The 21,353-nt window shown below is 53.2% G+C and carries 18 protein-coding genes; 5 read left to right on the top strand and 13 right to left on the bottom strand.

The window, feature by feature from the left end; all coding sequences use genetic code 11:
• Positions 1–99: 99 nt before the first annotated feature.
• Positions 100–915: a phosphotransferase gene (locus tag KW568_RS21855; protein ID WP_259536777.1), complete on the bottom strand. Its 816-nt coding sequence runs from the start codon at positions 913–915 to the stop codon at positions 100–102.
• Positions 916–1,800: 885 nt separating this feature from the next.
• Here KW568_RS21855 and KW568_RS21850 point away from each other — a divergent pair.
• Together KW568_RS21850 and KW568_RS21845 are read left to right on the top strand one after the other, a co-directional pair.
• Positions 1,801–2,733, top strand: a complete 933-nt coding sequence (locus KW568_RS21850; RefSeq protein ID WP_098089219.1) for an SIS domain-containing protein — start codon at positions 1,801–1,803, stop codon at positions 2,731–2,733.
• 478 nt (positions 2,734–3,211) lie between these two features.
• Complete coding sequence (locus KW568_RS21845) at positions 3,212–4,333, top strand: right-handed parallel beta-helix repeat-containing protein (protein WP_259536776.1); 1,122 nt, start codon at positions 3,212–3,214, stop codon at positions 4,331–4,333.
• Between the two features lie 82 nt (positions 4,334–4,415).
• On the opposite strand, the gene kdsB is transcribed toward KW568_RS21845, so the two are convergent.
• The 9 genes from kdsB to KW568_RS21800 all read right to left on the bottom strand — a co-directional run bounded on the left by kdsB (position 4,416) and on the right by KW568_RS21800 (position 15,582).
• The gene (kdsB, locus tag KW568_RS21840) at positions 4,416–5,702 is read right to left on the bottom strand and encodes a 3-deoxy-manno-octulosonate cytidylyltransferase (RefSeq protein ID WP_259536775.1); all 1,287 of its coding nucleotides are present in this window, start codon (positions 5,700–5,702) and stop codon (positions 4,416–4,418) included.
• Positions 5,703–5,731: 29 nt separating this feature from the next.
• Complete coding sequence (gene kdsA / locus KW568_RS21835) at positions 5,732–6,574, bottom strand: 3-deoxy-8-phosphooctulonate synthase (protein ID WP_259536774.1); 843 nt, start codon at positions 6,572–6,574, stop codon at positions 5,732–5,734.
• A gap of 50 nt (positions 6,575–6,624) precedes the next feature.
• Entirely contained in the window at positions 6,625–7,641 is a 1,017-nt protein-coding gene (gene galE, locus KW568_RS21830) for a UDP-glucose 4-epimerase GalE (protein WP_259536773.1), read from the bottom strand.
• 442 nt (positions 7,642–8,083) lie between these two features.
• Positions 8,084–10,645 carry a glycosyltransferase gene (locus KW568_RS21825; RefSeq protein WP_259536772.1) on the bottom strand — a complete coding sequence of 854 codons (2,562 nt, stop codon included), beginning with the start codon at positions 10,643–10,645 and terminating at the stop codon, positions 8,084–8,086.
• 9 nt (positions 10,646–10,654) lie between these two features.
• A complete protein-coding gene (locus tag KW568_RS21820) occupies positions 10,655–11,851 on the bottom strand; it encodes a polysaccharide pyruvyl transferase family protein (protein ID WP_190870075.1) in 1,197 nt (398 codons plus the stop codon).
• A gap of 30 nt (positions 11,852–11,881) precedes the next feature.
• Complete coding sequence (locus KW568_RS21815; protein ID WP_259536769.1) at positions 11,882–12,970, bottom strand: polysaccharide biosynthesis/export family protein; 1,089 nt, start codon at positions 12,968–12,970, stop codon at positions 11,882–11,884.
• The gene (locus KW568_RS21810) at positions 12,963–14,069 is read right to left on the bottom strand and encodes an ABC transporter permease (RefSeq protein WP_190870077.1); all 1,107 of its coding nucleotides are present in this window, start codon (positions 14,067–14,069) and stop codon (positions 12,963–12,965) included. Before KW568_RS21810 ends, KW568_RS21815 begins: the two co-directional genes overlap by 8 nt.
• Positions 14,070–14,123: 54 nt before the next feature.
• Complete coding sequence (locus tag KW568_RS21805) at positions 14,124–14,777, bottom strand: ABC transporter ATP-binding protein (protein ID WP_190870078.1); 654 nt, start codon at positions 14,775–14,777, stop codon at positions 14,124–14,126.
• A gap of 13 nt (positions 14,778–14,790) precedes the next feature.
• A complete protein-coding gene (locus KW568_RS21800) occupies positions 14,791–15,582 on the bottom strand; it encodes an ABC transporter permease (RefSeq protein ID WP_190870079.1) in 792 nt (263 codons plus the stop codon).
• 548 nt (positions 15,583–16,130) lie between these two features.
• Between KW568_RS21800 and KW568_RS21795 the strand changes: the two genes are divergently transcribed.
• On the top strand, positions 16,131–16,934 hold the full coding sequence (locus KW568_RS21795) for a hypothetical protein (protein ID WP_259536768.1): 804 nt from the start codon (positions 16,131–16,133) through the stop codon (positions 16,932–16,934).
• A 198-nt stretch (positions 16,935–17,132) separates the two neighbouring features.
• On the opposite strand, the gene KW568_RS21790 is transcribed toward KW568_RS21795, so the two are convergent.
• Positions 17,133–17,408, bottom strand: a complete 276-nt coding sequence (locus KW568_RS21790; protein ID WP_003252758.1) for a DUF3077 domain-containing protein — start codon at positions 17,406–17,408, stop codon at positions 17,133–17,135.
• An 802-nt stretch (positions 17,409–18,210) separates the two neighbouring features.
• Between KW568_RS21790 and KW568_RS21785 the strand changes: the two genes are divergently transcribed.
• Positions 18,211–18,546 carry a ComEA family DNA-binding protein gene (locus tag KW568_RS21785; RefSeq protein ID WP_003252760.1) on the top strand — a complete coding sequence of 112 codons (336 nt, stop codon included), beginning with the start codon at positions 18,211–18,213 and terminating at the stop codon, positions 18,544–18,546.
• Positions 18,547–18,638: 92 nt separating this feature from the next.
• Here KW568_RS21785 and KW568_RS21780 read toward each other — a convergent pair whose 3' ends face one another.
• Positions 18,639–18,806 (bottom strand): DUF2897 family protein, encoded by a 168-nt coding sequence (locus tag KW568_RS21780; RefSeq protein WP_003252762.1) that lies wholly within the window; start codon positions 18,804–18,806, stop codon positions 18,639–18,641.
• A gap of 183 nt (positions 18,807–18,989) precedes the next feature.
• Between KW568_RS21780 and pyrF the strand changes: the two genes are divergently transcribed.
• A complete protein-coding gene (gene pyrF / locus KW568_RS21775) occupies positions 18,990–19,691 on the top strand; it encodes an orotidine-5'-phosphate decarboxylase (RefSeq protein WP_003252765.1) in 702 nt (233 codons plus the stop codon).
• A gap of 493 nt (positions 19,692–20,184) precedes the next feature.
• On the opposite strand, the gene KW568_RS21770 is transcribed toward pyrF, so the two are convergent.
• Positions 20,185–21,186 carry an NADP-dependent oxidoreductase gene (locus KW568_RS21770; protein ID WP_259536764.1) on the bottom strand — a complete coding sequence of 334 codons (1,002 nt, stop codon included), beginning with the start codon at positions 21,184–21,186 and terminating at the stop codon, positions 20,185–20,187.
• Positions 21,187–21,353: the final 167 nt, after the last annotated feature.

Below are 21,353 nucleotides of genomic sequence, written 5' to 3'. Positions count from 1 at the left end.
CCCGAAAACGCGGCGTACCACGCCGCTTGGGAGCGTAACGCACGCCTGTAGGAGCGGGTTTACCCGCGAAGCTTTTTCCCCATGGGTACAAAAGCTCATCTACTCCTGCTCCAGCATCCCCAGCAAATAGTGGTATTTCTCCAGCAATAACCCCATCCGGTCGCGCTCCTTGTACTCAGCGACCGTTTCTGGGCGCAAGCAATGGAACAGCGCTGTGAGGAGAAACACGTAGCGCAAGTTCCCTAGCGCCTGTTCCACATCGAAGCGCTCCAGTAGCGCTGCTCGGTACGTCTCGATGAACTCGGCCTGTGCTGCCAGGAATACCTTCATGTCCTTGCGCCGGAACAGGCTGCCCAGGTAGGCGCCGCCGTCAAATCCTATTCGCCCAACCTTTACCTCGCTCCAGTCGATCAGGTGCAGTTGACCATTGTCGACGAACAGGTTTTTGCGCAGGTAATCCATATGGCTGATGCAGCGTGGGCTGCGTCGAGCCTTGGCTGCCATGCCACTGGTCACTGGTAAAAAGGCCTTGAAGCGCTCAGCCAGCCCGGCAAAGCGTTCGTCTTCAAGACCGAGTTGCGCCAGCGCAGGGAGGCAGCGGGCAAAATTGAATCGCGGGCGCAGCAGGAACCAAGGCCTGAAGAAGTCCATGCTCCAGTACAAGGGCGCTTTGGCGAAGGGTTGGGACTCGAGGTAGTCGTGGCTCAGGCTTTCAAGCTCGGCAATGCCAAGCGCCAACTGTTTGGCGATCGCATGCATACGTGGGGGAACACCCCGGACGAATTCGGTAAATATCAAGCTTTCCCAAGGCGTATCGATCACGCCTATGCAGGCGGGGTAGTGAAAGTGCGTACTTCCCGCCAACATCCCTTCGGCGCGGTGGAAGCGTGCCTCCTGGCTGCTGATAAACGCCATTTTGCGGATCGATTTTTCCACTATTTCGACGGGTTGCCCGGTGCACGGATCCTTCAGCCGATGGTGGCGCACATAGTTAACGAAGGATGCATTTGCACCCAGGACTTCGGTAGTGATCTCCAGCGTTTTCTGGCCCCAGTGGGGGGCAAGGGCTTGGAGATGGCTCTCGAGTGAGGCGGCGTGCCAGCGATAGAGGTTCTTGCCTGCTGGGTGCCGTCGTGTAGAGGGATTCATAACATCCATGTTGCCACTGCCATACGTCCAATTTGAAGCTGAGAAAGGGGGGGTATGCTGCTGTATGAGCGGCCTGTGTACAACGAAAAGTTACAACAAGATATTGATTTGGAAGGGAAGAGAGGGCTGAACGCCTTATGGTTCAAGGGTTGCCGCTGGCATCGGGGCTTGTGCAGGCCAAGCGATGCCTCCCGCTTTTTTGGTGTCGTTACGCACGAGGAGCAACACCAGTGTTCATCTGGTGGCGCGCCGAACAGGCCAAGTGTCTACATAGACAACAAGCCTTCACTGATGGTCCGAGAGATGCGTTTTTCACGTCTAATCACTTAATGATTGGCGTCAGAACGAGCCAAATGGCTAGGGCGTTCACGCGCAATCAGGCCGAGTTGGCACCTTGTATAAGGCACTCCTACAAAGTTAGTTAACTGGTTGCCGAGTGTAAAAGCCAGCAGAGGCTGGGGTATGAAGAAATAGATTAAATTTGATATCTCAATGCCATCACCGGCGCAAAGTCGGCGCTTAGTTCTCTGTTCTCCTAGCGTCGCCGCCAGTCAGATCGCCCTGAGACTGGGGCTTCCGCACTATGCTTCCAGCTGTAAAAACCTTAACATTCGCGCCTTCGTATACATTCAGCTGTCGTCAGGGACGAAAATGAATCACCTCAGCATCGCCAAAGAAGCCCTTATCGCTCAAGCTCAAGCTGTTACTCAGTTGGCCGACCGCCTGGATGGCGAGTTCCAGAGCGCCGTTGAACTCATCCTTGGTTGCCAGGGGCGCACCGTGGTGTGCGGCATGGGTAAATCTGGCCTGATCGGCCAGAAGATGGTCGCCACCTTCGCATCCACTGGCACCCCCAGCTTTTTCCTGCACCCGGCCGAAGCCTTCCACGGCGACCTGGGCATGCTCAAGCCAATCGATGTGCTGATCCTGATCAGCTACAGCGGCGAAACCGAAGAGCTGATCAAGCTGATTCCTAGCCTGAAGTCTTTCGGTAACAAGATCATCGCCATGACTGGGAACGGCAAATCTACGCTGGCCAAGCATGCAGACATCTGGCTCGACATTTCGGTCGAGCGTGAAGTCTGCCCGAACAATCTGGCCCCCACCACTTCGACGCTGGCGACTATGGCCATGGGTGATGCACTGGCAGTGGCGCTGATTGAGGCTATCCAGTTCAAGCCAATGGACTTCGCTCGCTACCACCCCGGTGGCAGCCTGGGTCGCAAGCTGCTGACCCGTGTTTGTGACGTCATGCACTCGCCGGCACCTGTTGTTTCACCGTCTACCAGCTTCCATGATTGCTTGCTGGTCATGACTCGTAGTCGCTTGGGCATGACGGTGGTGATGGATAACGACAAGCTGGTCGGTATCGTTACGGACGGCGACCTGCGTCGGGCGCTGCTGGAAGACGAGAGCGTTATTCAAGCCTCGGTCGAGCAGTTCATGACCGCTAGCCCACACACTATTCGCGAAGATTCTCAGCTTTCTGAGGCTGAGGCCTACATGCTGGACAATAAGATTCGGGCGTTGGCTGTAACTGACGCTGAAGGCGCTGTTGTGGGTGTTGTGGAGATTTTTGACTAAGGTTTCCCTCGTTCCTTTTAGAGAAGCCGGTATGCAGAGCATACCGGCTTTTTTGTTATTCTGGAAGTTGCGGGATAGACAGCAACAATAAGGTCAGTTTGATAGTTAAAGTTAGTGCGATGAACACATATACAAACCGGCATGCTGGTGCACAACATTAATAAATTTCACCCCCTTTGGAGGGTTTTTCTGTCATAGCGATCAGTCCTGATGGCGACGACCTTCTGATCGAACTGAGCATCCTACTTCTAACTTCAACAGCTGTCGTCAGTCCTGTACCACCGTCCACGAACCGCCGGCGCTTGATTCATGATCAACCCACTCTTGGCGGTGTGATCTGGTTGAGCGTGGAGCTGCAGCGCGTGCTGACGGAGCGGCTAGCTGAAAATTTATTCATCTGAATATTTGGCGTGGTTTACGGTCTACACTCATGTCGCTGGAATAAAGTGCCTAGACTGCAATTGGAGAGGAGGTTGGAATGAATAGTTGTAAGATTGTAAGTAAGTTTCTCCTTGTGGGGGTGGTGACCGCTTTATCACAAGGATGTCAATCTGTCTGGGCTGAAGAGTCGGGTAAGTTGTGCGAGCTACCCAATAATGGAGTGCTTTCCGGAAATGTCAGGTTGGACGGTAGTTGTGTTTACAATCAAACCATCACTATTAATAAGTCAAATGTTGAGGTTGATTGCAATGGAGCTACCCTAGATGGACAAGGAGAGAAAAAGTATGGCGTTCTTATTAATAGTAAAGGGCGTCCGCTAAGTGATGTGTCTGTGTCTAATTGTAATGTGAGGGATTTTTTGGCTCAAGGCGTATTGGTCACGTCGGGAGTGCCAGATGCGAGAAGATCGAGTGATAGAGATCTGAATTACTCGATAAGTCCAACAAGGATAACACTGAAAAATCTAGTGGTTGAGCGATCAGGTGGGGTCGGCGTTTTTCTGCACAGCTATGTAACGGACGTGACTTTGTCGGGTTCAAAAATATTAGACACGAAAGGTGTAGGGATTTATCTTGAACATAGTTCAAGGGATAATAAATTAATAGGGAATATTATCAGGAATAACGGAGCGTGGAATGGGCCGAAGACCGGCCAAAGAGAAGGTTTAGCAATAGATTCTTCTGCGCGAAATCTGATTGAGGGAAATAAATTTATTGGTAATTCGGCGGGTGGGATATTCTTGTATAAGAACTGTGGTGAAAGGTTTAGTCAGGGGCGTTCTGTTATTCGTTGGCAGTCTAGCAATGATAATATCATTAAAAACAATAAATTTTATGATGAGAAGGTTGGTATCTGGGTTGCATCTAGGCAAAGTAGAAATCAGAAGAAAAGTGATTGTGGCGATAGGCCTCTAGATTCTGAGGGTAAATATTTTGCAGATTATGCTAATCATAATGCCATTCAGGGTAATGAGTTTTGTCGCAATAAGCTTCCGATAAAGGTGGAGGGGGATGATAATATTATTACTGGAAATTATTCGGATATTAAAACACAAAAGTGGGTTTCCCAGCCAGAAACGATGAAGGCGCGTCTTACTGGTGTTCAAACTTCAGGGAATATAATTGCAAATAACAGTTTTGAAGCGTGTGGTGGCGAATAAAACTGCATATGCTCCAGTGGTGTTAACTGGGTGCTTATATACTGATAAGGGCAATAAGATGACTCTTATTGCCCTTGAGTTTTTATTGAGCCATTCTTGCCATGACCTTGGCGTACTCTGCAGCGCTGCCAAGAACTGCACCTTTACCCTGTGCCATAAGAATAGCGTCCGCGACCTCGCGGAAAGCACCAGTCCCACCGGTTGCTGAAAGTATCCGGGTTGCAGAAGCCTTCACGTACTCAGGGGCGTCAGCTACCGCAAAAGACATTCCGCAAGCGGAAAAGGCAGGTAGATCAATACAGTCATCGCCAATACAAGCCGTCTGCTCGACTGTTGCACCGGCTGCACTCATCAATTCAAGGCAAGCAGATGCTTTGTCTTTAACGCCAAACTGACAAAGAGTAATACCTAAATCAGTTACGCGCTTGCGTAATGTCGCAGAGTCCCGCCCTGACAATACGGCGACACGAACACCATTTTCTTCCAGTAAGCGCATGCCCATGCCATCGCGTACATGAAAGCGCTTAAGGCACTCGCCGGTGGAGTCGTAGTAAATTCCACCATCTGTTAGGACACCGTCAACATCAGTTATTACTAACTTAATATGCTCTAGTGCTGGCTGCGGCGTGAATGATTGGCCGGTCATTAGGGCGCGTACCCGTTCTAAACATTCAGGTGTATCTACCCCTGGGCCCGTGGGTTCAACGAGATAAGCGCGAATACAGTATCCGGCCGCCAGTAAGCGAAGTTGCTCTAACTTTTCCGCATCCTCAATCATTGGCGTTGGGAGTTTAGAGTAGTCGATTAATATTTGTTGACGGTACCCATAAACGCCTACATGCTTCAGATAGCTCATTGCCACATTATCGCGAGGGTATGGGATAGGTGAACGGCTGAAATAAAGTGCGTTGCCATTATTGTCCAACACGACTTTGACTGTGTTCGGCTTGTCTGCTTCTTGTGCATCAATGGTGTGGCAGAGAGTGCCAATGTTAACATTGACATCATCAAGCATACCGCGTACTAATAGTTCAATATCGGTTGGTCGAACTAATGGTTCATCACCCTGCAGATTTATATAGATATCGGCATCGATTTTTGACATTACTTCTGCTAGGCGGTCAGTGCCGGAAGGGTGATCTTGCGAGGTCATCACGCACTCTCCGCCAAAACCCCGAACGGTATTGGCCACCCTCTCGTCGTCAGTTGCAATGACAACAATTTGGGCATTTCTAACCTGCAGGGCACGCTCGTAGACGTGTTGCACCATCGGTTTACCAGCTATATCAGCCAATGGTTTACCTGGCAGTCGGGTGGAACCATAGCGAGCTGGAATTACAATTGCAACACGCTGCTCAGTAGTTGCCATCATTACCGTCCTTGTTGCGAAAAGCTTGGTTACGAAATCGTCAATGGCTCAAAAGATTTAACCAAATCATCCAGAGCTTTTATCTGCGCCAAGAAAGGCTCCAATTTATCAAGAGGCAGCGCGCTCGGGCCGTCGCATTTAGCTACGGCAGGATTTGGATGCGCCTCAAGGAAAAGGCCTGCCAAGCCCACGCCCATCCCTGCGCGTGCCAAATCCACTACTTGCTCACGTCTACCGCCGGAGGCGGCACCGGATGGATCACGATTTTGCAGAGCGTGAGTGACGTCAAAAATAATCGGAAGATTGTTGCAGCTACGCTTCATTACTCCGAAGCCGAGCATATCTACTACCAAGTTGTCATAGCCCATGCAGGTCCCACGATCACACAGGATCAATTGGTCGTTACCTGCCTCCTGGAACTTCTCGACAATGTTGCGCATCTGCGAGGGGCTCAAGAACTGAGGTTTTTTGATATTCACTGGTTTCCCAGTTTTTGCCATTGCAACCACAAGGTCTGTTTGGCGGGCAAGGAAAGCAGGCAGCTGAAGTACATCCACAACTTCAGCTACGGGATCCGCTTGGTAGATCTCATGAATGTCGGTAATGATCGGTACACCGAACTCGGCCTTCACTTTCTCAAAAATTCGGAGGCCTTCATCCATGCCTGGACCGCGATAAGAGTGGATAGACGAGCGATTTGCTTTATCAAAGCTGGCCTTGAAAACATATGGAATACCAAGTTTTTCAGTGACTCTTACGTACTCTGCGCAAGCGGTCAGGGCCAAGTCCTCGGACTCGAGAACGTTTATGCCTCCAAACAATACAAAAGGTGCATCGTTAGAGCAGCTGATTTTATCGCTAATTTTGATCATTTGAAATTTCTTTCCCTAATAATGTGAGAGTAGAACAGTGTGCTTTACCGCTAGTTTAAGCTGTAGCCCTTCGGATTGCTATACTGCCAATTCCAGTGGTCTTGACACATCTGCTCTATTCCTAATTTGGCTTCCCAGCCGAGGATATCTTTCGCTAGCTTAGGGGCCGCAAAGCAGCTTGCTACATCGCCTGCTCGCCGAGAGGCAAACTGATAAGGAATGTCTTTGTTAGACGCAGCTTTGAAGGCCTCCACAATTTCTAGAACGCTATAGCCCACGCCCGTTCCGAGATTAATTTCCAGGCATTGGGAGGCACCAATTTGTTCTATGGACCTCAGGTGTCCAAGTGCCAGATCGGTTACATGAATGTAATCCCTTACGCCGGTGCCGTCTTTGGTTTCATAGTCGTTACCGAAAACCGTAAGCTTTTCAAGTTTTCCTACGGCAACTTGAGCGACATAAGGCATCAGGTTGTTCGGCGTGCCCCTTGGGTCTTCACCAATACGGCCGCTTGAATGTGCGCCAACTGGGTTGAAGTATCGAAGTATCGTTATGCTCCAGCTTTCATCGGAAGCATACAAATCTCTTAAGATGTTTTCAATAATGAGCTTTGAGCTGCCATACGGGTTTGTAGTAGAAAGAGGGTGGTCCTCTGTGAGTGGAAGGAATTGAGGCTCCCCGTATACAGTGGCTGAAGAGCTAAATACAAGATTTTTTACATTGCATTTGGCCATTGCTTGAAGTAGTTTTACAGTGCCGGCGACGTTGTTCTCGTAGTAGGAGAGTGGGTTTTGAGTCGATTCACCAACAGACTTCAGGCCAGCAAAATGTATGACAGTGTCGCACTGATATTTAGTTAAGGTTTCCTCGATTGCTTGTTGGTCAAGGATATTACCATATACATGTGTTACTGGTTTTTTCGTTATTTCAGTGATTCGTTCAATTGCGACGGGGGAGCTGTTGCAGAAGTTGTCAAAAATTACGACTTCATGGCCGGAGTTCAAGAGTTCTACACACGTGTGGGAGCCAATGTAGCCAGCGCCGCCGGTGACTAAGATTTTTCTCATATAAACACCTTTAATATGGTTTTTCGTGCTTTGGAGTGGCCTTAGAGTGGCTTGCTCGATATGGTTATATCTGATTGAGTGTGTTAAGGGGGTCAAACTTGTGGGGTGGATATGGTATTAAGATTAGAAGTGTCGTTAGTTACTCTATATTTGACTTAAAAGGAGGGGGTTAACCCGCCTGCCAATGTGGTAATTGGTGATAATATCTGGTTCGCGGCGCAAGTTTCGATATTGAAAGGTGCTTGAGTAGTGCCCAACTCAATCGTAGGGACGCGATCAGTAGTTTCGAGTAACTTCCAGCAGGGCAATGAGGAAATTGCTGGAAATCCAGCCAGAATTGTTCGTTCAGGTGTGACCTGGGATAGGGAACATCTGGGCTGAAATTTTAAAGAGCGTGATGTGACACCAGACCCCCTCTTTATCAGAGGGGGCCTGGTAGGACTTACATGGTTACAGGGAATGGTGCACTGGAGGTCAGCGCTCTCCGCCAAGCCGGAGCGGTCAGCGAGCGAAGGCGTTTAGCCAGATTTTTGTTGTCCGGTGCTAATTTACATGCAGCAGTCAGGTAAATTATCGCAGAGTCTTTCGAGCCAGCAGAGATATGAGCTTCAGCGGCAGTCCGCAGCGTTTTGATATGAGCAGGGTTTAGTTCAACTGCTCTATCGAACTGCACTGCTGCTTCAACAAAATCGCCACGTAGATAATGCTCTACACCAAGTCGAACGTGATCGTTGTAGCCAAGTGAGTCACTGTCATTGTCCAGGCCGTTATCTCCATTTGCAGCGGCTGGCATATTAACAGGCGCTGCCACTGGAGCTGGAGCTGGAGCTGGAGCTGGAGCTGGAGCTGGAGCTGGAGCTGGAGCTGGAGCTGGAGCTGGAGCTGGTTTAGCTACCGAAGCCTGCACCGCTGCCACAGCAGTTTTAGGTTGTTCAGGTTTGCTGATGGCCGCTGGTGCTGACTTAATTGCTGCCGGCGCTGAAGTTCCGTGAATAACTTGTCCTGATCCGCCCTTATATCTATCAAATATTGGGCTGGTGGTAGGTATGACCGAGAAAGTTTTCTGCAGCTTGCGGGTATTATCACCGAAGCCACGGAGTTCATAGTAATTGATCTCGGTTGTCGCGGTGATTGGGGTTCCGTCCTCGTAGCGCACGCGACGCGTTACCATTTGGCCAAATGAGTAGAAGTCGAAGCGTAGGTACTTGATGAAACGCAATACCTTTTCGTAATCAATCTCAAAGCCGCTTTTTATAAGTGTTGCGGCTTGCTCAGGATCTTTAACGGCTACGCAAAGACCTTCGTTGGCATACCAAGAGTCCCCGAATACATATAGTGGCTTACCATACATCATGGCATATATGCCGGTGCCCGAGTTGATTAGCGCGACTGCGTGGCAAATATCCATAAGGTCATGCATGTTTATGTCATGCACGGCAATTGCGCCAGGGATCTCAGGTAGGGCATCTTCTACAGGGTGTTTCTTGTAAAGGATTTTCCACTCTGGCCCAAGTTCTTCAACAAGCGAGCAAATTTTCGCATGGAAGTTTTCATAACTTTCGATTGGACCCGAGAAGTTACGTATTACCGTGTCGTTGGGTTGCTGGAACGGTACGAAAAGAACTTTGGTTTTTGCGGTGATGCCAAGTTTCTGGCGTAGAACGAATGTATCAATCCGGTCAGACTGTTTTTCGAGATTGTCTTTGCCTTCTTTGACTTCTTCGATATACGCGATAGTCTTATCGTGGTCAGCTTGGCTCAGAGGTACGTTCCAGAGCACCTCGTCATAGCTGCAACTATCATTAAGGAAGCCATTGCGGTCATGGTATACGGCTCCTGGCAAAGCGCCACGCTCAGCAACAATGATCGGGAAATCGTTTTCTCGGCACCAGTTGTAGAACGAGGTGAGTTTCTCATGACCATAAGGATTACCGAATACAATACGGTCAATATCGTTTTCTAGAACGTAGTCGCCAAAGTCGTCGGCAGTTTCGAAGTCGTCTTTCGAAACTTGGACGATTTTGCCTAGGTAGGGTGCAAACTCACGTTGGCACGTGAAGGGGTTTTTTTGCAGTAAAAGAGTTTTCCCGTGTTCGAAACCAGGCAGCGGATCATGCTCCAATCCGGTTTTAACGAATTCTGCCATGCGGTGCTGCAGGTAGCGCAGATTGATATCTTTGCGGCGATGGTATTTCGCCTCAATCGGGTGGGGCGAATGGAACATATAGATGCCTTTGGAGGCCATCCAGTCCCCGTAAAGACGATAGGTGGCTTTCCATCCGTCGTACTTACAGATCTTCATGAAGTTACCGGCCATCGAAAGCCAGTTACTTGGAAGTGGGAATTTACGAACTTTTCGGATTAGTCGTGTTGCAAATTCGTAGTCTTCAAAGCCCCAGCCTTCGAATTGCTCATCTTGGCCGCCGCGCGACAGGTAGTAGTGTCTGTCGAGTACAACTACAGATGTGCCTGAAGAGAACTTCTCAATCTCGCTGCTGTTATCTTTCAGCATAGAGTTGATGAAATATGGACGCCAAAGTTCAGGATGCATATTTTGCATTTTGTCAAATCCAAGCTCCGTCAAGTAAATGACTGGGAGCATGAGGAATTGATCAACTTGGCTTTGAAGGTCAGTAACTTGAATCTCGCGCAGGATGTCCTTAAAGAAGCCTGGATACGGAATCAGGTCGGCATCCAAGAACATCAGGAACTGTCCTTTCGCTCGCTGAGCTGCGTAGTTCCGAGCTCTAGCTAGGCTAAAGTCTTGGAAAGGCTTCGCACCAGTCCGGTAGACAGTAGTGATTTCACTCGCCCGCTTTTCTATCTCCTGGTAGAGCTTATCAGGAGATCCGTCGTCGATGACTATAAAGTCAACGCCAGCAGGTAGCTCGGTGTCGAGTTTGTAGTAGTTGATCCGGTCCAGCAAATCCATGCGCTGTTCAGTCAGACGTAGCGGGATTATCACTGTCAGAGTTGGACTGTTTTGCTCAGCTGCGATATTCATTTGGACAGTTTATACGCTTTGGGAGATTCGATTAGTGAGTTTGAGATCGCTATCTTTGATGGCTTTCTCAAAGTTCTTAAGGCGGTGCTGGTAGATCTCGTGGAAGACGCTGATGGAATGCTCCGTCAGCTTTTCTTCAACGGCGGCTTCAACACCTACACTTGCCAGATAGTCCAAAGAGCAGGAGGTAATGCCGTGGAATCCTGTAAGCTCTTCAATTCGTGCGTCGGCGAAGCAAATCAAAGCTGGAACACCTGCTTGGATTGCTGCAACACCGCCGTGGATGCGCTCGCCAACATACACGTCATATTGGCTACAAGCTTGGCGCCATGAACCGCAATCAACAAAGGAGAAAAACTTCTCAAATGGAGATTTACGACCGGTTTTTTGCTCAATTAAATCATTCAACATTTGAGCGTTAGGTTGCTGAAGCGCTTCGTTGAATGAATCTGGGGTATCAAGGATATCAGCAAATTGCTTTAGCTCGCCTTGGAATACATAGTCAGCGCTATGCTTGTCGAAGGCTTGCATGAGCTTATGGCCGCGGCTCTTTTTGTAGTTACTGAGTGCGAGATGGCCAGCTGTAAGAATCTTTTTGAGATCCTTTGGCGGCTTAATCGAGAGCACGTTCTTGGGATAGGCGAACATGCTTGGGCAGCCGATAGCTGCAGCATTTTTGATGCCAACACTACGTACCCATTCGAGACTGTTCTCGCCGCGCACGCCAAACAACTCTGCTTTTTTGTCAAGCGATTTCAGAAGATTTAAGATACTGCTATCAACTGACGATTCATCGCCGAGTGGGAGGGTGTCTTGAAGGCCAATCCCGACGCACCATACCTTGATGGTCAAGTTGTCGATAAGCTGTGCGATACCAGGCTCAGTAGCGTCATCCCTTAAGATGTTGGACATTGTCAACATCAAGCCGTCGAAGCTTTCATTCAACGCTTTGGCGGCTTGTTCTGGAGAGCCGTACGCTTTAATGAATCGGAAAAGATCAATTTGGCTCGATTCATTTCGGTTAAAGTCCAGCATTTGAATCATCGCGGAACGATGAATCATATTCCCGTTGTTTCCAACTAATTCTGAGAACTTCAAGTGTTCTCTAAGTGTGTTGCCAGCAGACAGTGGGACACCTGTCTGGAATGGCAGCGCCTGCTTGGGCGGCGTGCTAGTGCCAGAAATTCTTGAGAATGCAATGCGCATAATGGCTCCCAAATATTTTGAGTTATGGAGTTAATTGGCTGCGCCAACTGCACGGCCGAGCAGCATTGTTTGGACAATAGGGCTGATGACCTTTTGCCATTCATAGACTGCAGCGTTTGTTACATAGATTGTATCATCAGGTTTTACCGCGATTTGTCGCGCATAGAAAAGGGCTGCAGGATCGCGCATGTTCAGACGAAGCACGGTCGGCTTACTGTTTCCAGCACCCATGCGGAAAACAAAAACACCCTCTGGGTTTGCGTTTGACTCACGCAAGCCGCCTACACTACCAAGCGCATCAAGCAAACTTGTATTCTGACTAGGCAGATCCTTCAAGCCGGGTTCGCCTACGGCTCCCATTGCTACAAAACGCTGACGTGCACGATCTAGCACTACTTCCGAGTTAGGTCTCAGCACCATGTTGTTGCCGGCAAGGACATCTTCATAGTTGAACTGCTGCACCTGCGTGCCAGTGCGTACGGTCACATTAACTAAGTGTGGCTCGAGAACTGGGCCGCCGGCCTGGTTAACCGCATCCAGTAGTGTCAGGGGACCTTGCAGGGTGCTGAAGCGTCCTGGAGTTTTCACTGCGCCTGCAACCAAAACCGAGCCCGACAAATCGCCAACCAGTTCAACATGGGTTTGAACGTCAGTTGTAATGCCTTTCAACTGACGGCGAATCATTGTTTCGACCTGGTTAAGGGTCATGCCTGCTACAAATTGGCGACCCACATATGGCAAGGACAGCATGCCTTGGGCGTCAATACGCGATTTCAGTTGGGTGCCGCCGCTTGCCAAGGGAGCAAACAGTGCAGATTCTGCTGGAGCGGTATCTGCAATCAGCACATTCAAGGTATCGCCAGGCGCGAGGCGTACCTCTGGTGACTGTGGCTTTGTCACAGTCGCGAGGGAGGCGCGCGGTGCATCCGCCAGATAAGGACCGATCGTACTGGCATTAATATCCACGAGGTTGTAAGTCTCGTTCTTGCTCTCAATCGTGCCCTTGTATGGCCCGGCACCAGACATGGTGCCACCGCAGCCAGCCAGCCCCAACGTAGCCAGCGCCAAAGCTGCCAGTTTCAAATTGAATGTCTTGGAGACAGCCAGGGATTTAATCACGATGATCCTCGATCGAAGCCAGAATGAAGCGGGTGATGCCGTACAGCATCAGTAGGCCAAGCAAAATGGTTGCCAAGTTGTACCAGCGCTCTGGGTAAAGTGCGAGCTGTGGGGTGTTAGGGCTGACTACGGTTACCAAGGTGCGAATCTTCTTGCTTGCTTCTACGCGGGCATTATCGAGCGCGGCAACAGCGGTCTTGTAGGTTTCCTCGGCGATGCCGGCGTCCAAGGTCAGTTGCTGGAAGCGTGAAGCAACCACGTTAAGCTGCGAGCCCTGGGGGGACGAAACCAGCAAGCGCTTCTCTTTGGCCAATTGACGGACAATGGCTTCAACCTTCTGCTTCTGCTGGCGGACTTGCGGAGCGTCAGCGCGCAGCTTGAACGACATCTCGGTCAGAACGGCCTGTTCCTTGGTGTACTGGCCTTCCAGGTCCGCAATGATGGTGGCGCGGCTTTGTGCAGAGTTGCCGCCGTCCAGTACCTTGTTTTCATTTTGGAAGTTCAGCAGCTGTGTCTTGCGCTTGGCGTAGTTAACGCGCGCGTTCTCCAGCTCGCCTTGAGCAAATTTCATCTGCTCGCGGGCAATGTTGTGGCTGACCTCGTTGACGAAGTGTTCGCTGGCCTGAAGGATGACACGCAGCATTTTCTCGGACAGTTCAGGGGTGAATGCCTGAACCTCAACACGCAGCAAACCGGTGGTTTCGTCGTAGTGGGCCGAAACCATGCGCTGGTAGTACTTCAACAGGTCTTCGCGCGGTGCGTCCTTGTTCAACCAGAAGAACGCGTCGCTCCGCTGGGCTGCGAATTGTTCAATCCACTGCACCTTGTCTTCAAGCAGCAGCATCATGTCCATCGATGTGATGTATTCGCGCAAGTAAAGGGTTTCTTCCCGAGAGGCCGGGTTGGTACCGGTTAGCAACGTGGCAAGGCCCGGCATCTGGGCACCTTGGTTACCACCGTCTTGGCGGACGACGACTTGGGCGGAACTGACAAAACGATCAACGGCAAAAAAGCCGTAGTAAACCCCTGCCAAGATCATTGGTAAAACCACCATGGCGATTGCCAGGCGCCAGCCCTTTTTATTACCCGTACTGCTCATAGTTGGATGCATCCTTGAAGTCGAACGGTGTTGCCTAATGTGGGATGTGGTTGTTCAGCTGTTGTAGGCCTTGATGCCTTCAGATACGTCGTCAAAAACCTGAATGCCGCCATTCCTCACCAAAAGGACCACATCGCACAGTTTTTCGATTTCGGGCATGGAATGTGAAACCAGTACGATGTTGGAGGTTTTCAGCTTTTCTTGGAAAACGTCGGCGCATTTACGTTTGAACTGGGCGTCACCCACCGACATGACTTCGTCAATCAGGTAGTAATCGAAATCAAAAGCCATGCTCAATCCGAAGGCTACGCGCGAGCGCATACCAGAGGAGTAAGTTTTGATTGGCTCGTCAATCCAATCCCCGATTTCGGCGAACTCTTGGACGTAGCGAATCTTCTGGCGCATGGAGTCCCCAGTAGCGCCATAGACGCGGCAGACAAATTTGATGTTGTCGCGGCCGGTCATGCTTCCTTGGAAGCCTCCGGTCAAGCCCACTGGCCAAGAGATACTTCGGTCGGTAGCGATGGTTCCAGAGTCGGGTACATCCGCTCCTCCGAGCAGGCGCATCAGAGTGGACTTGCCCGCGCCGTTCCGCCCAATTAGCCCTATGTTTTTACCTGGTGGGATGGCTAATGAGAGATTGCGGAATACATACCGTCGACCATTGGGCGTAAGGTAAGACTTGGTTACGTTTCTGAGCTCGAACACGTTTGGCCTGTACTTAACCGTTCTTGGTGGAAATCAGGTGCATCCTGCGAGCGCGATAGGTGCCCAAGGATAGGAAGAGCAATACCACGGTGAAAGTGATGACATACGTCTCTGATACACCATCTACTGGTACGTAATGAGGCAGTACCTCAGCGCGAATCAGCTCAAGAATGTGCAGGAATGGGTTCAGCAATAGAACCGGCATCATGGCTTGCGGCAAGTAGTAGGCAGGTATCAGCACACCAGAGATGAAGTACAGCGGGAAGAATGCCATTCGCACGACAATCTTAAGGCTGGGTAGTGCGTGTGTGATCAGAGCTAGGAGCATTCCCAAGCCAAAGGCAAACAGCAGACCCAAGAAGAGGGTGGTAACCCACTGCAGCGGACTGTGGATTGACATATCAAAGCCGAACCATGCGAAACCGAATACCAAAATGGCGTAGACCGTGGCTGCTATGCAGGTTTCAACGATGACGCGAGCCACGTAGGTGTCTAGAGGCTTGATTTGCTTGTAGCCGAACAGTGAGCGGTTTTCCCGGAGACTGTCCATGAGGCGCAGTGCTGTGTTGCGATAGAGCAAAAATGGCGCCATACCGACAAGCACGAAAACCGGATACTCAACGCCGGAGAGAGTGCGGCCACGTAACATCGCGAAGAGCAATGAGAACACTAGCAAGTGAGCGATAGGCTCGAGTAGCACCCAAACAGCTCCAAAGCGGCTAGCGCCGACGCGCGCTCTGGCTTCGCGCAAAACCAGCGCGAAGATGACAGATTTTTGGATCTGGAGAGAGGAACGAGCTTTCAAGATGGCGACCGCAAAGCAATGCAGCGCGCCTAGGCACGCCGGAATTCATCTTTAGGAAAGGCTCGCCCTGAGGCGATTTCAGACGGATCTTCCGGACACTTCCCTGTTCTAAGGGGCGGAAGGGTAAGCGCGGGAGGGCGTAAGCGTCAAGCGAGGCGCCGCAAATGCAACCGAAAGTTCTAATCCTTAAGCCACATTCGAGACGAATGGCAGTAGAGCGATAGCGGCACATTGCTATTTTTTTGTGAAGGCTTGTGCCGACAGATTTTTGTTACTGATGTTGCTTCACAGCCTACGCTGGACGGATTTTTTTGGAAGTGAATGGGTTCACACTATGCAGTCAAGGCATGCGGTTTCGATGGTCAGCCGCTGACTGTAAGGTTTGCGACCAAAAAGGGCATCCGACCTGCAGATTTTTGCAGCAATGCTTGAGGGGGAGCGGCGCCTTCAGGAGTCGGAGGTAGCTTCATGAAGCGTAATGCCAACCGCAAACAGACCTGCGACATTGGCCGCGAAACCTATGTGTTTACAGCAAAATCCGCAAAATTATGGCACTCTGCCAGACCTCGCTAGCCTTCTGGCTCGACTTGTACCCGTTCCGTGGCATCTGCCCGGCACGCCTGCCTGACCGTGAAACGATGAACATCCCTAACTTCAAGAAGTTGTTTATGCCTGATATTTCAGCAGACGCAGCCAGCCTTATCCATGCCATAGCCTCTGCCACTGCGGTAATCGCAGCGCTGATCGCCGCCAGTGCGATGATCATTGCCCATATGACCTCGGATGTAAAAAACCAGCAAGCCGAAGTGCCCGTTTCCCGGGGGGCGCAGGTGGTTACTGTCGTCCAGGAGTCGGACGTGCAGGCCAGGCTGGAGATCGAGCAGCTCATGGAGCAGAACGATGCGCTCAGGGCCGAACTTGAGCGCGAGCGGGCCGAGCGGTTGAAGCTGGAAGCCAGCCTGAAGCCCAGAGCGCTGACGCCGCAGGCGCATGATGCGTTCAAGGCATTGGCGGGCGAGCTGAAGGCTAAGACGCTGGCGCCGGTGGTGTTGCTGAATATCCACAAAGATGACAAGGAAGCTGTGCGCTTTGCCAAGGAAATTGCCGTTGCGCTGACCAGGGCGGGTGTGCAGGTTCAGATCAAGCAGTTGCCCCTGCAGAAGCACAATACCGGTACCCAGGTGGTCGTTTATGCCGGGGTGGGCGGTGACGAGCTTGAGCAGGCATTCAAGACCGCTGAGTTTGCGTCTGACATCAAGCGCTCGGGGCAGAGCCCGCGGGTGAAGGTGGATGATGGGGACGCGATTGCCATTTCGGCATTTATCAGTGTTTATCCGCGCAGGGAGATTTGAGCGGCGGGTGGGGGCTGTGATCTTGTAGGCATTGGGGGGGATGGCTCCGGCGGTGCCGGTGTTCGCGGGCGCGCCCGCTCCCACAGGGCGGGGGCTTGGCCACTGCAGTGGTTTGCCCTCGCCATGTCTGGGCTGATGAAGCCCATTTCTTCTGACTGCAAGCGAGGCATAGCCTCGCCTGGTCTCGCGTCATTCCCTTCAGTGCTGCCTGTTTTTCGCAATCTCGATGTCGTTCATCAGGGCTTTTGCGGTGGCCAGCAGGTAGTCCGCTGCGCCCAGCATCTTGTGGTCGTCTTCCATGTCACCTTCGCGTACCAGGTGCTTGCAGTAGCCCAGCAGGACGGAGACGTGTTCATAGGCGTCATCGACGGGGATGCCGGGTTGGACGCGGAGCAGGTCCAGGGTGGGGTTGCCGGCTTCGAGGAAGGTTTCGATGCCTGCGGTGAGGAGGGGGGATTGGTTGTTGTTCTTCATGGTAGTTGCTCCTGGTAAGTGGAACTGCCACGCAGATCTTTCTCACGGACCAGGGCGGCAGTCGTACACGGGGTGAGAAACCGAGGGAGCTACAAGGCTCGGCCAGACCGAAGTCTGCCCGCGTACGACTGCCATGACAGGCAAGCCAGGTAACTCGCATCAGGTTCTCACACCCGGTCACCAACATGGCGACCGGGTGAAGTTATCCCTGGGGCATTTCCCCGACAATTCAGCTGCTTCTGACTGGCGCGTAGGATAGTTCGCTTGGTTGTCGAGCTGAAGAGGTGGGGCAGGGTTTCAGGAAAGTCTGACGTGCTGGGTGTGCACCCCAAGGCAAGTAGCTTCGCCGTTATTGCCGACCGTTGTCGGCGGGGTTTACCCGCGAACCGCCACCGCATTCGCGGGGGAAGCCCTGTACATCGATCGGGGGTGTTGAACGGGGCGTTAGCGTCGCCATGTTCCAGATGCGCTTGAAGCCGCAACCGCCGGCTGCTTTACGGGGTGAGCCTTGTTCGGCGTGCGTTGTAGGAGAATGGCCGGGCATTGGTGGGCAGTGGGTGTCGAACCAACCGGGATTTGGCTACAGGCACAGGGCCGGGTTCTTGTGCATCAAGGGCCGGGGCCGAGCGAGGAGGAAACGGCCACTGTTGGTGGGTGAGCGAAGTTGAGCGTTTTGCTGACCGATTCGGTAACCATTCGCCGGGGTGGTTGGGTATTGTGCGGCCGGGTTAGCCGCTAGGGTTGGTTGCGCAGCCGAAGGAAAACGGTTGCTGGAAAATGACCAACCCAAGGAGTGTTGACCATGCGCAATAACGTTCTGTCGTACCTGCTGCTGCCGCTGTTCACCAGTTTGTCGTTCTCCCTTAGCGCCGCCCCGGCCAGCACCATGGCAGTGGCCGAACCGGTGCCGGTGGTGGCCCAGGCCCAGGCACAGCAGGCGCCGAGGCTGGACTTGAACACGGCAGATGCACTCACCCTGCAAAAGGAGCTGAACGGCATTGGCAAGGCCAAGGCGGAGGCTATCGTGGCCTACCGCGAGGCCAATGGGCCGTTTGCTTCAGTGGATGAGTTGCTGGAAATAAAGGGCATAGGCAATGCGTTGCTGGAGCGCAACCGGGACAAGGTGATGGTGGAGTAAGCGGGCAGGGGCCGGGGTGATGCCCTGGCCCGGCCTTTACGTGCCGGGAATGGCGCGCTCCCGCAGGCGCAGCGCCTGAAGGGCTGGGCGTTTTAGCGGTCTTGTGCGTCCTTGGCATCCGCCTCGGCATTGCGCTCATGTACCTTGCGCAGTTGCTCTTCGGTCAGCGGCAGTTTTTTGGCCGTGTCGCGTAGCATCATCAACCCGCCGACAATCGAGCCGAGGGCTATGATGAGTATCAGCCAGGCATACCAGGGCATTGTCGTTCTCCTTAGATCGGGCCATGGGCAACGGTTACATAAGTTTTGAGCAATTGCCCGTTCCGTTGGTTCAATTATAGGTGCCAGGCCGTGCAGGGCCAATTCCGTGACCTGCGGGCCCCAAAGCCTGCGTCACTTCGTTTACAATGCGCGCCGTTTTCGACTTGCCAAGAGACCCTGCCCATGTCCGCCTGCCAGACGCCCCTGATCGTCGCCCTGGATTTCCCTACCCGTGAGGCCGCCCTGAAGCTGGCTGACCAGCTTGACCCTGCGCTGTGCCGGGTGAAGGTTGGCAAGGAGCTGTTCACCAGCAGCGCTTCGGGCATTGTCGAAACCCTGTGTGACAAGGGCTTCGAAGTGTTCCTGGACCTCAAGTTCCACGACATTCCCAACACCACCGCCATGGCGGTAAAGGCCGCCGCCGAGATGGGCGTGTGGATGGTCAACGTGCATTGCTCCGGTGGCCTGCGCATGATGGTGGCCTGCCGTGAAGAGCTGGCCAAGCGCAGCGGCCCGCAGCCGTTGCTGATTGGCGTGACCGTGCTGACCAGCATGGAGCGTGAAGACCTGGCCGGCATTGGCCTGGATGTCGACCCCCAAGAGCAAGTGCTGCGTTTGGCGGCGCTGGCGGAAAAAGCGGGTATGGACGGTTTGGTGTGCTCGGCGCTCGAGGCCCCGGCACTGAAGGCGGCGCACCCATCGTTGCAATTGGTGACCCCGGGCATTCGCCCGGCGGGCAGCGCGCAGGATGACCAGCGCCGCATCCTCACCCCGCGTCAGGCACTGGATGCCGGTTCGGACTACCTGGTGATTGGCCGGCCGATCAGCCAGGCTGCAGACCCTGCGCAAGCGTTGGCAGCGGTGGTGGCGGAGATTCGTGGGTAATTAACCTGCGGTTGTCCAGCAAGGGCCTGCGCCGAACCACCGATGTGGGCCCACCACCGATGCCTGTGTCAAACCCCTGATGTGGCTGCACCCCCGATCCGTGCGTAGGAGCGGGTTTACCCGCGAATACGGTAGCGGCGGCAACGGTGAACGGCCGGTGGAAATTGGTCGGCAGGGCTGGCCCTTTCGCGGGTGAACCCGCTCCTACGACGGGCTATGCTGAGCCAGCGATGTGTGTGTGTCCGCGAATGCGGCGGCAACGGTGGATGGCCGGTGGAAATTGGCCGGCAGGCCTGGCCCTTTCGGGCCACCGAGGCCTGTGTCGAACCATTGATGCGGCTGCGCCCCCCGTGTAGGAGCGGGTTTACCCGCGAATACGGTGGCGGGGGCAACGGTGGACGGCCGGTGGAAATTGGCCGGCAGGCCCGGCCCTTTCGCGGGTGAACCCGATTACAAGGGCGTGTGCCGGGCCATCGGTGCCGTGCAGGGGCGTTTAAACCTTCAACACCAACTTGCCAAAATTCTCCCCGCTGAACAGCTTCAACAAGGTCTCCGGGAAGGTTTCCAGCCCTTCCACCACGTCCTCTTTGCTCTTCACCTGCCCGCTGGCCAGCCAGCCGGCAATCTCCAGCGCGGCTTTGCCGTAGTCTTTGCTGTAATCCATCACCACAAAGCCTTCCATGCGCGCGCGGTTGACCAGCAGCGACAGGTAGTTGGCCGGGCCTTTTACCGCTTCTTTGTTGTTGTACTGGCTGATCGCGCCGCAAATCACGATGCGTGCCTTGAAGTTGATGCGCGTCAGCACGGCATCGAGGATGTCGCCGCCCACGTTGTCGAAGTACACGTCCACGCCTTTGGGGCATTCGCGCTTCATGCCGGCCAGCACGTCTTCGGCCTTGTAGTCGATCACGCCGTCAAAGCCCAGTTCGTCCTTCAGGTACTGGCACTTTTCGGCACCGCCGGCAATGCCGACCACGCGGCAGCCCTTGATCTTGGCAATCTGCCCGACAATGCTGCCCACCGCACCGGCCGCGCCGGAAATGACCACGGTGTCGCCAGCTTTGGGTTGGCCAACCTCCAGCAGGGCGAAGTAGGCGGTCATGCCGGTCATGCCCAAGGCTGACAGGTAACGGGGCAGGGGGGCCAGCTTGGGGTCGATCTTGTGCAGGCCCTGGGGCTCGCCGGTGAAGTAGTCCTGCACACCGAGGGCGCCGCTCACGTGGTCGCCGGGCTGGTAGCCGGGGTGATTGGAGGCAACCACTTCACCTACACCCAGCGCACGCATTACCTGGCCCAGGGCCACGGGCGGGATGTAGGACTTGCCTTCATTCATCCAGCCGCGCATGGCCGGGTCCAGCGACAGGTACAGGTTGCGCACCAGTACCTGGCCTTCGCCGGGTTGCTCGGCGGGTACGGTCTCGAAGCTGAAGTCGTCACGGCGCACGGCGCCGACCGGGCGTTTGGCAAGCAGGAAGCGGCGGTTGGTCTGGGTCATGGCGGGTCCTTGTGGGCTGTGGAGGGCGTAAGGCGTTCAATCTACCTTGTTGATGAAGGCGGTTCCTTAAAATCACTGACAAGCATGGTAGCCCAACCGTTGCTGTGATGATGCTGCCCGGCCGAGCGGCGGCTGACTATGCTCTGAACCCCACCCAACCCCTCACA

Source organism: Pseudomonas sp. HD6515 (assembly GCF_024971855.1).
GTDB classification, from domain to species: domain Bacteria; phylum Pseudomonadota; class Gammaproteobacteria; order Pseudomonadales; family Pseudomonadaceae; genus Aquipseudomonas; species Aquipseudomonas alloputida.
The sequence above is the reverse complement of the archived record's forward strand: the minus strand, read 5'-3'. Positions and strand labels throughout refer to the sequence as shown.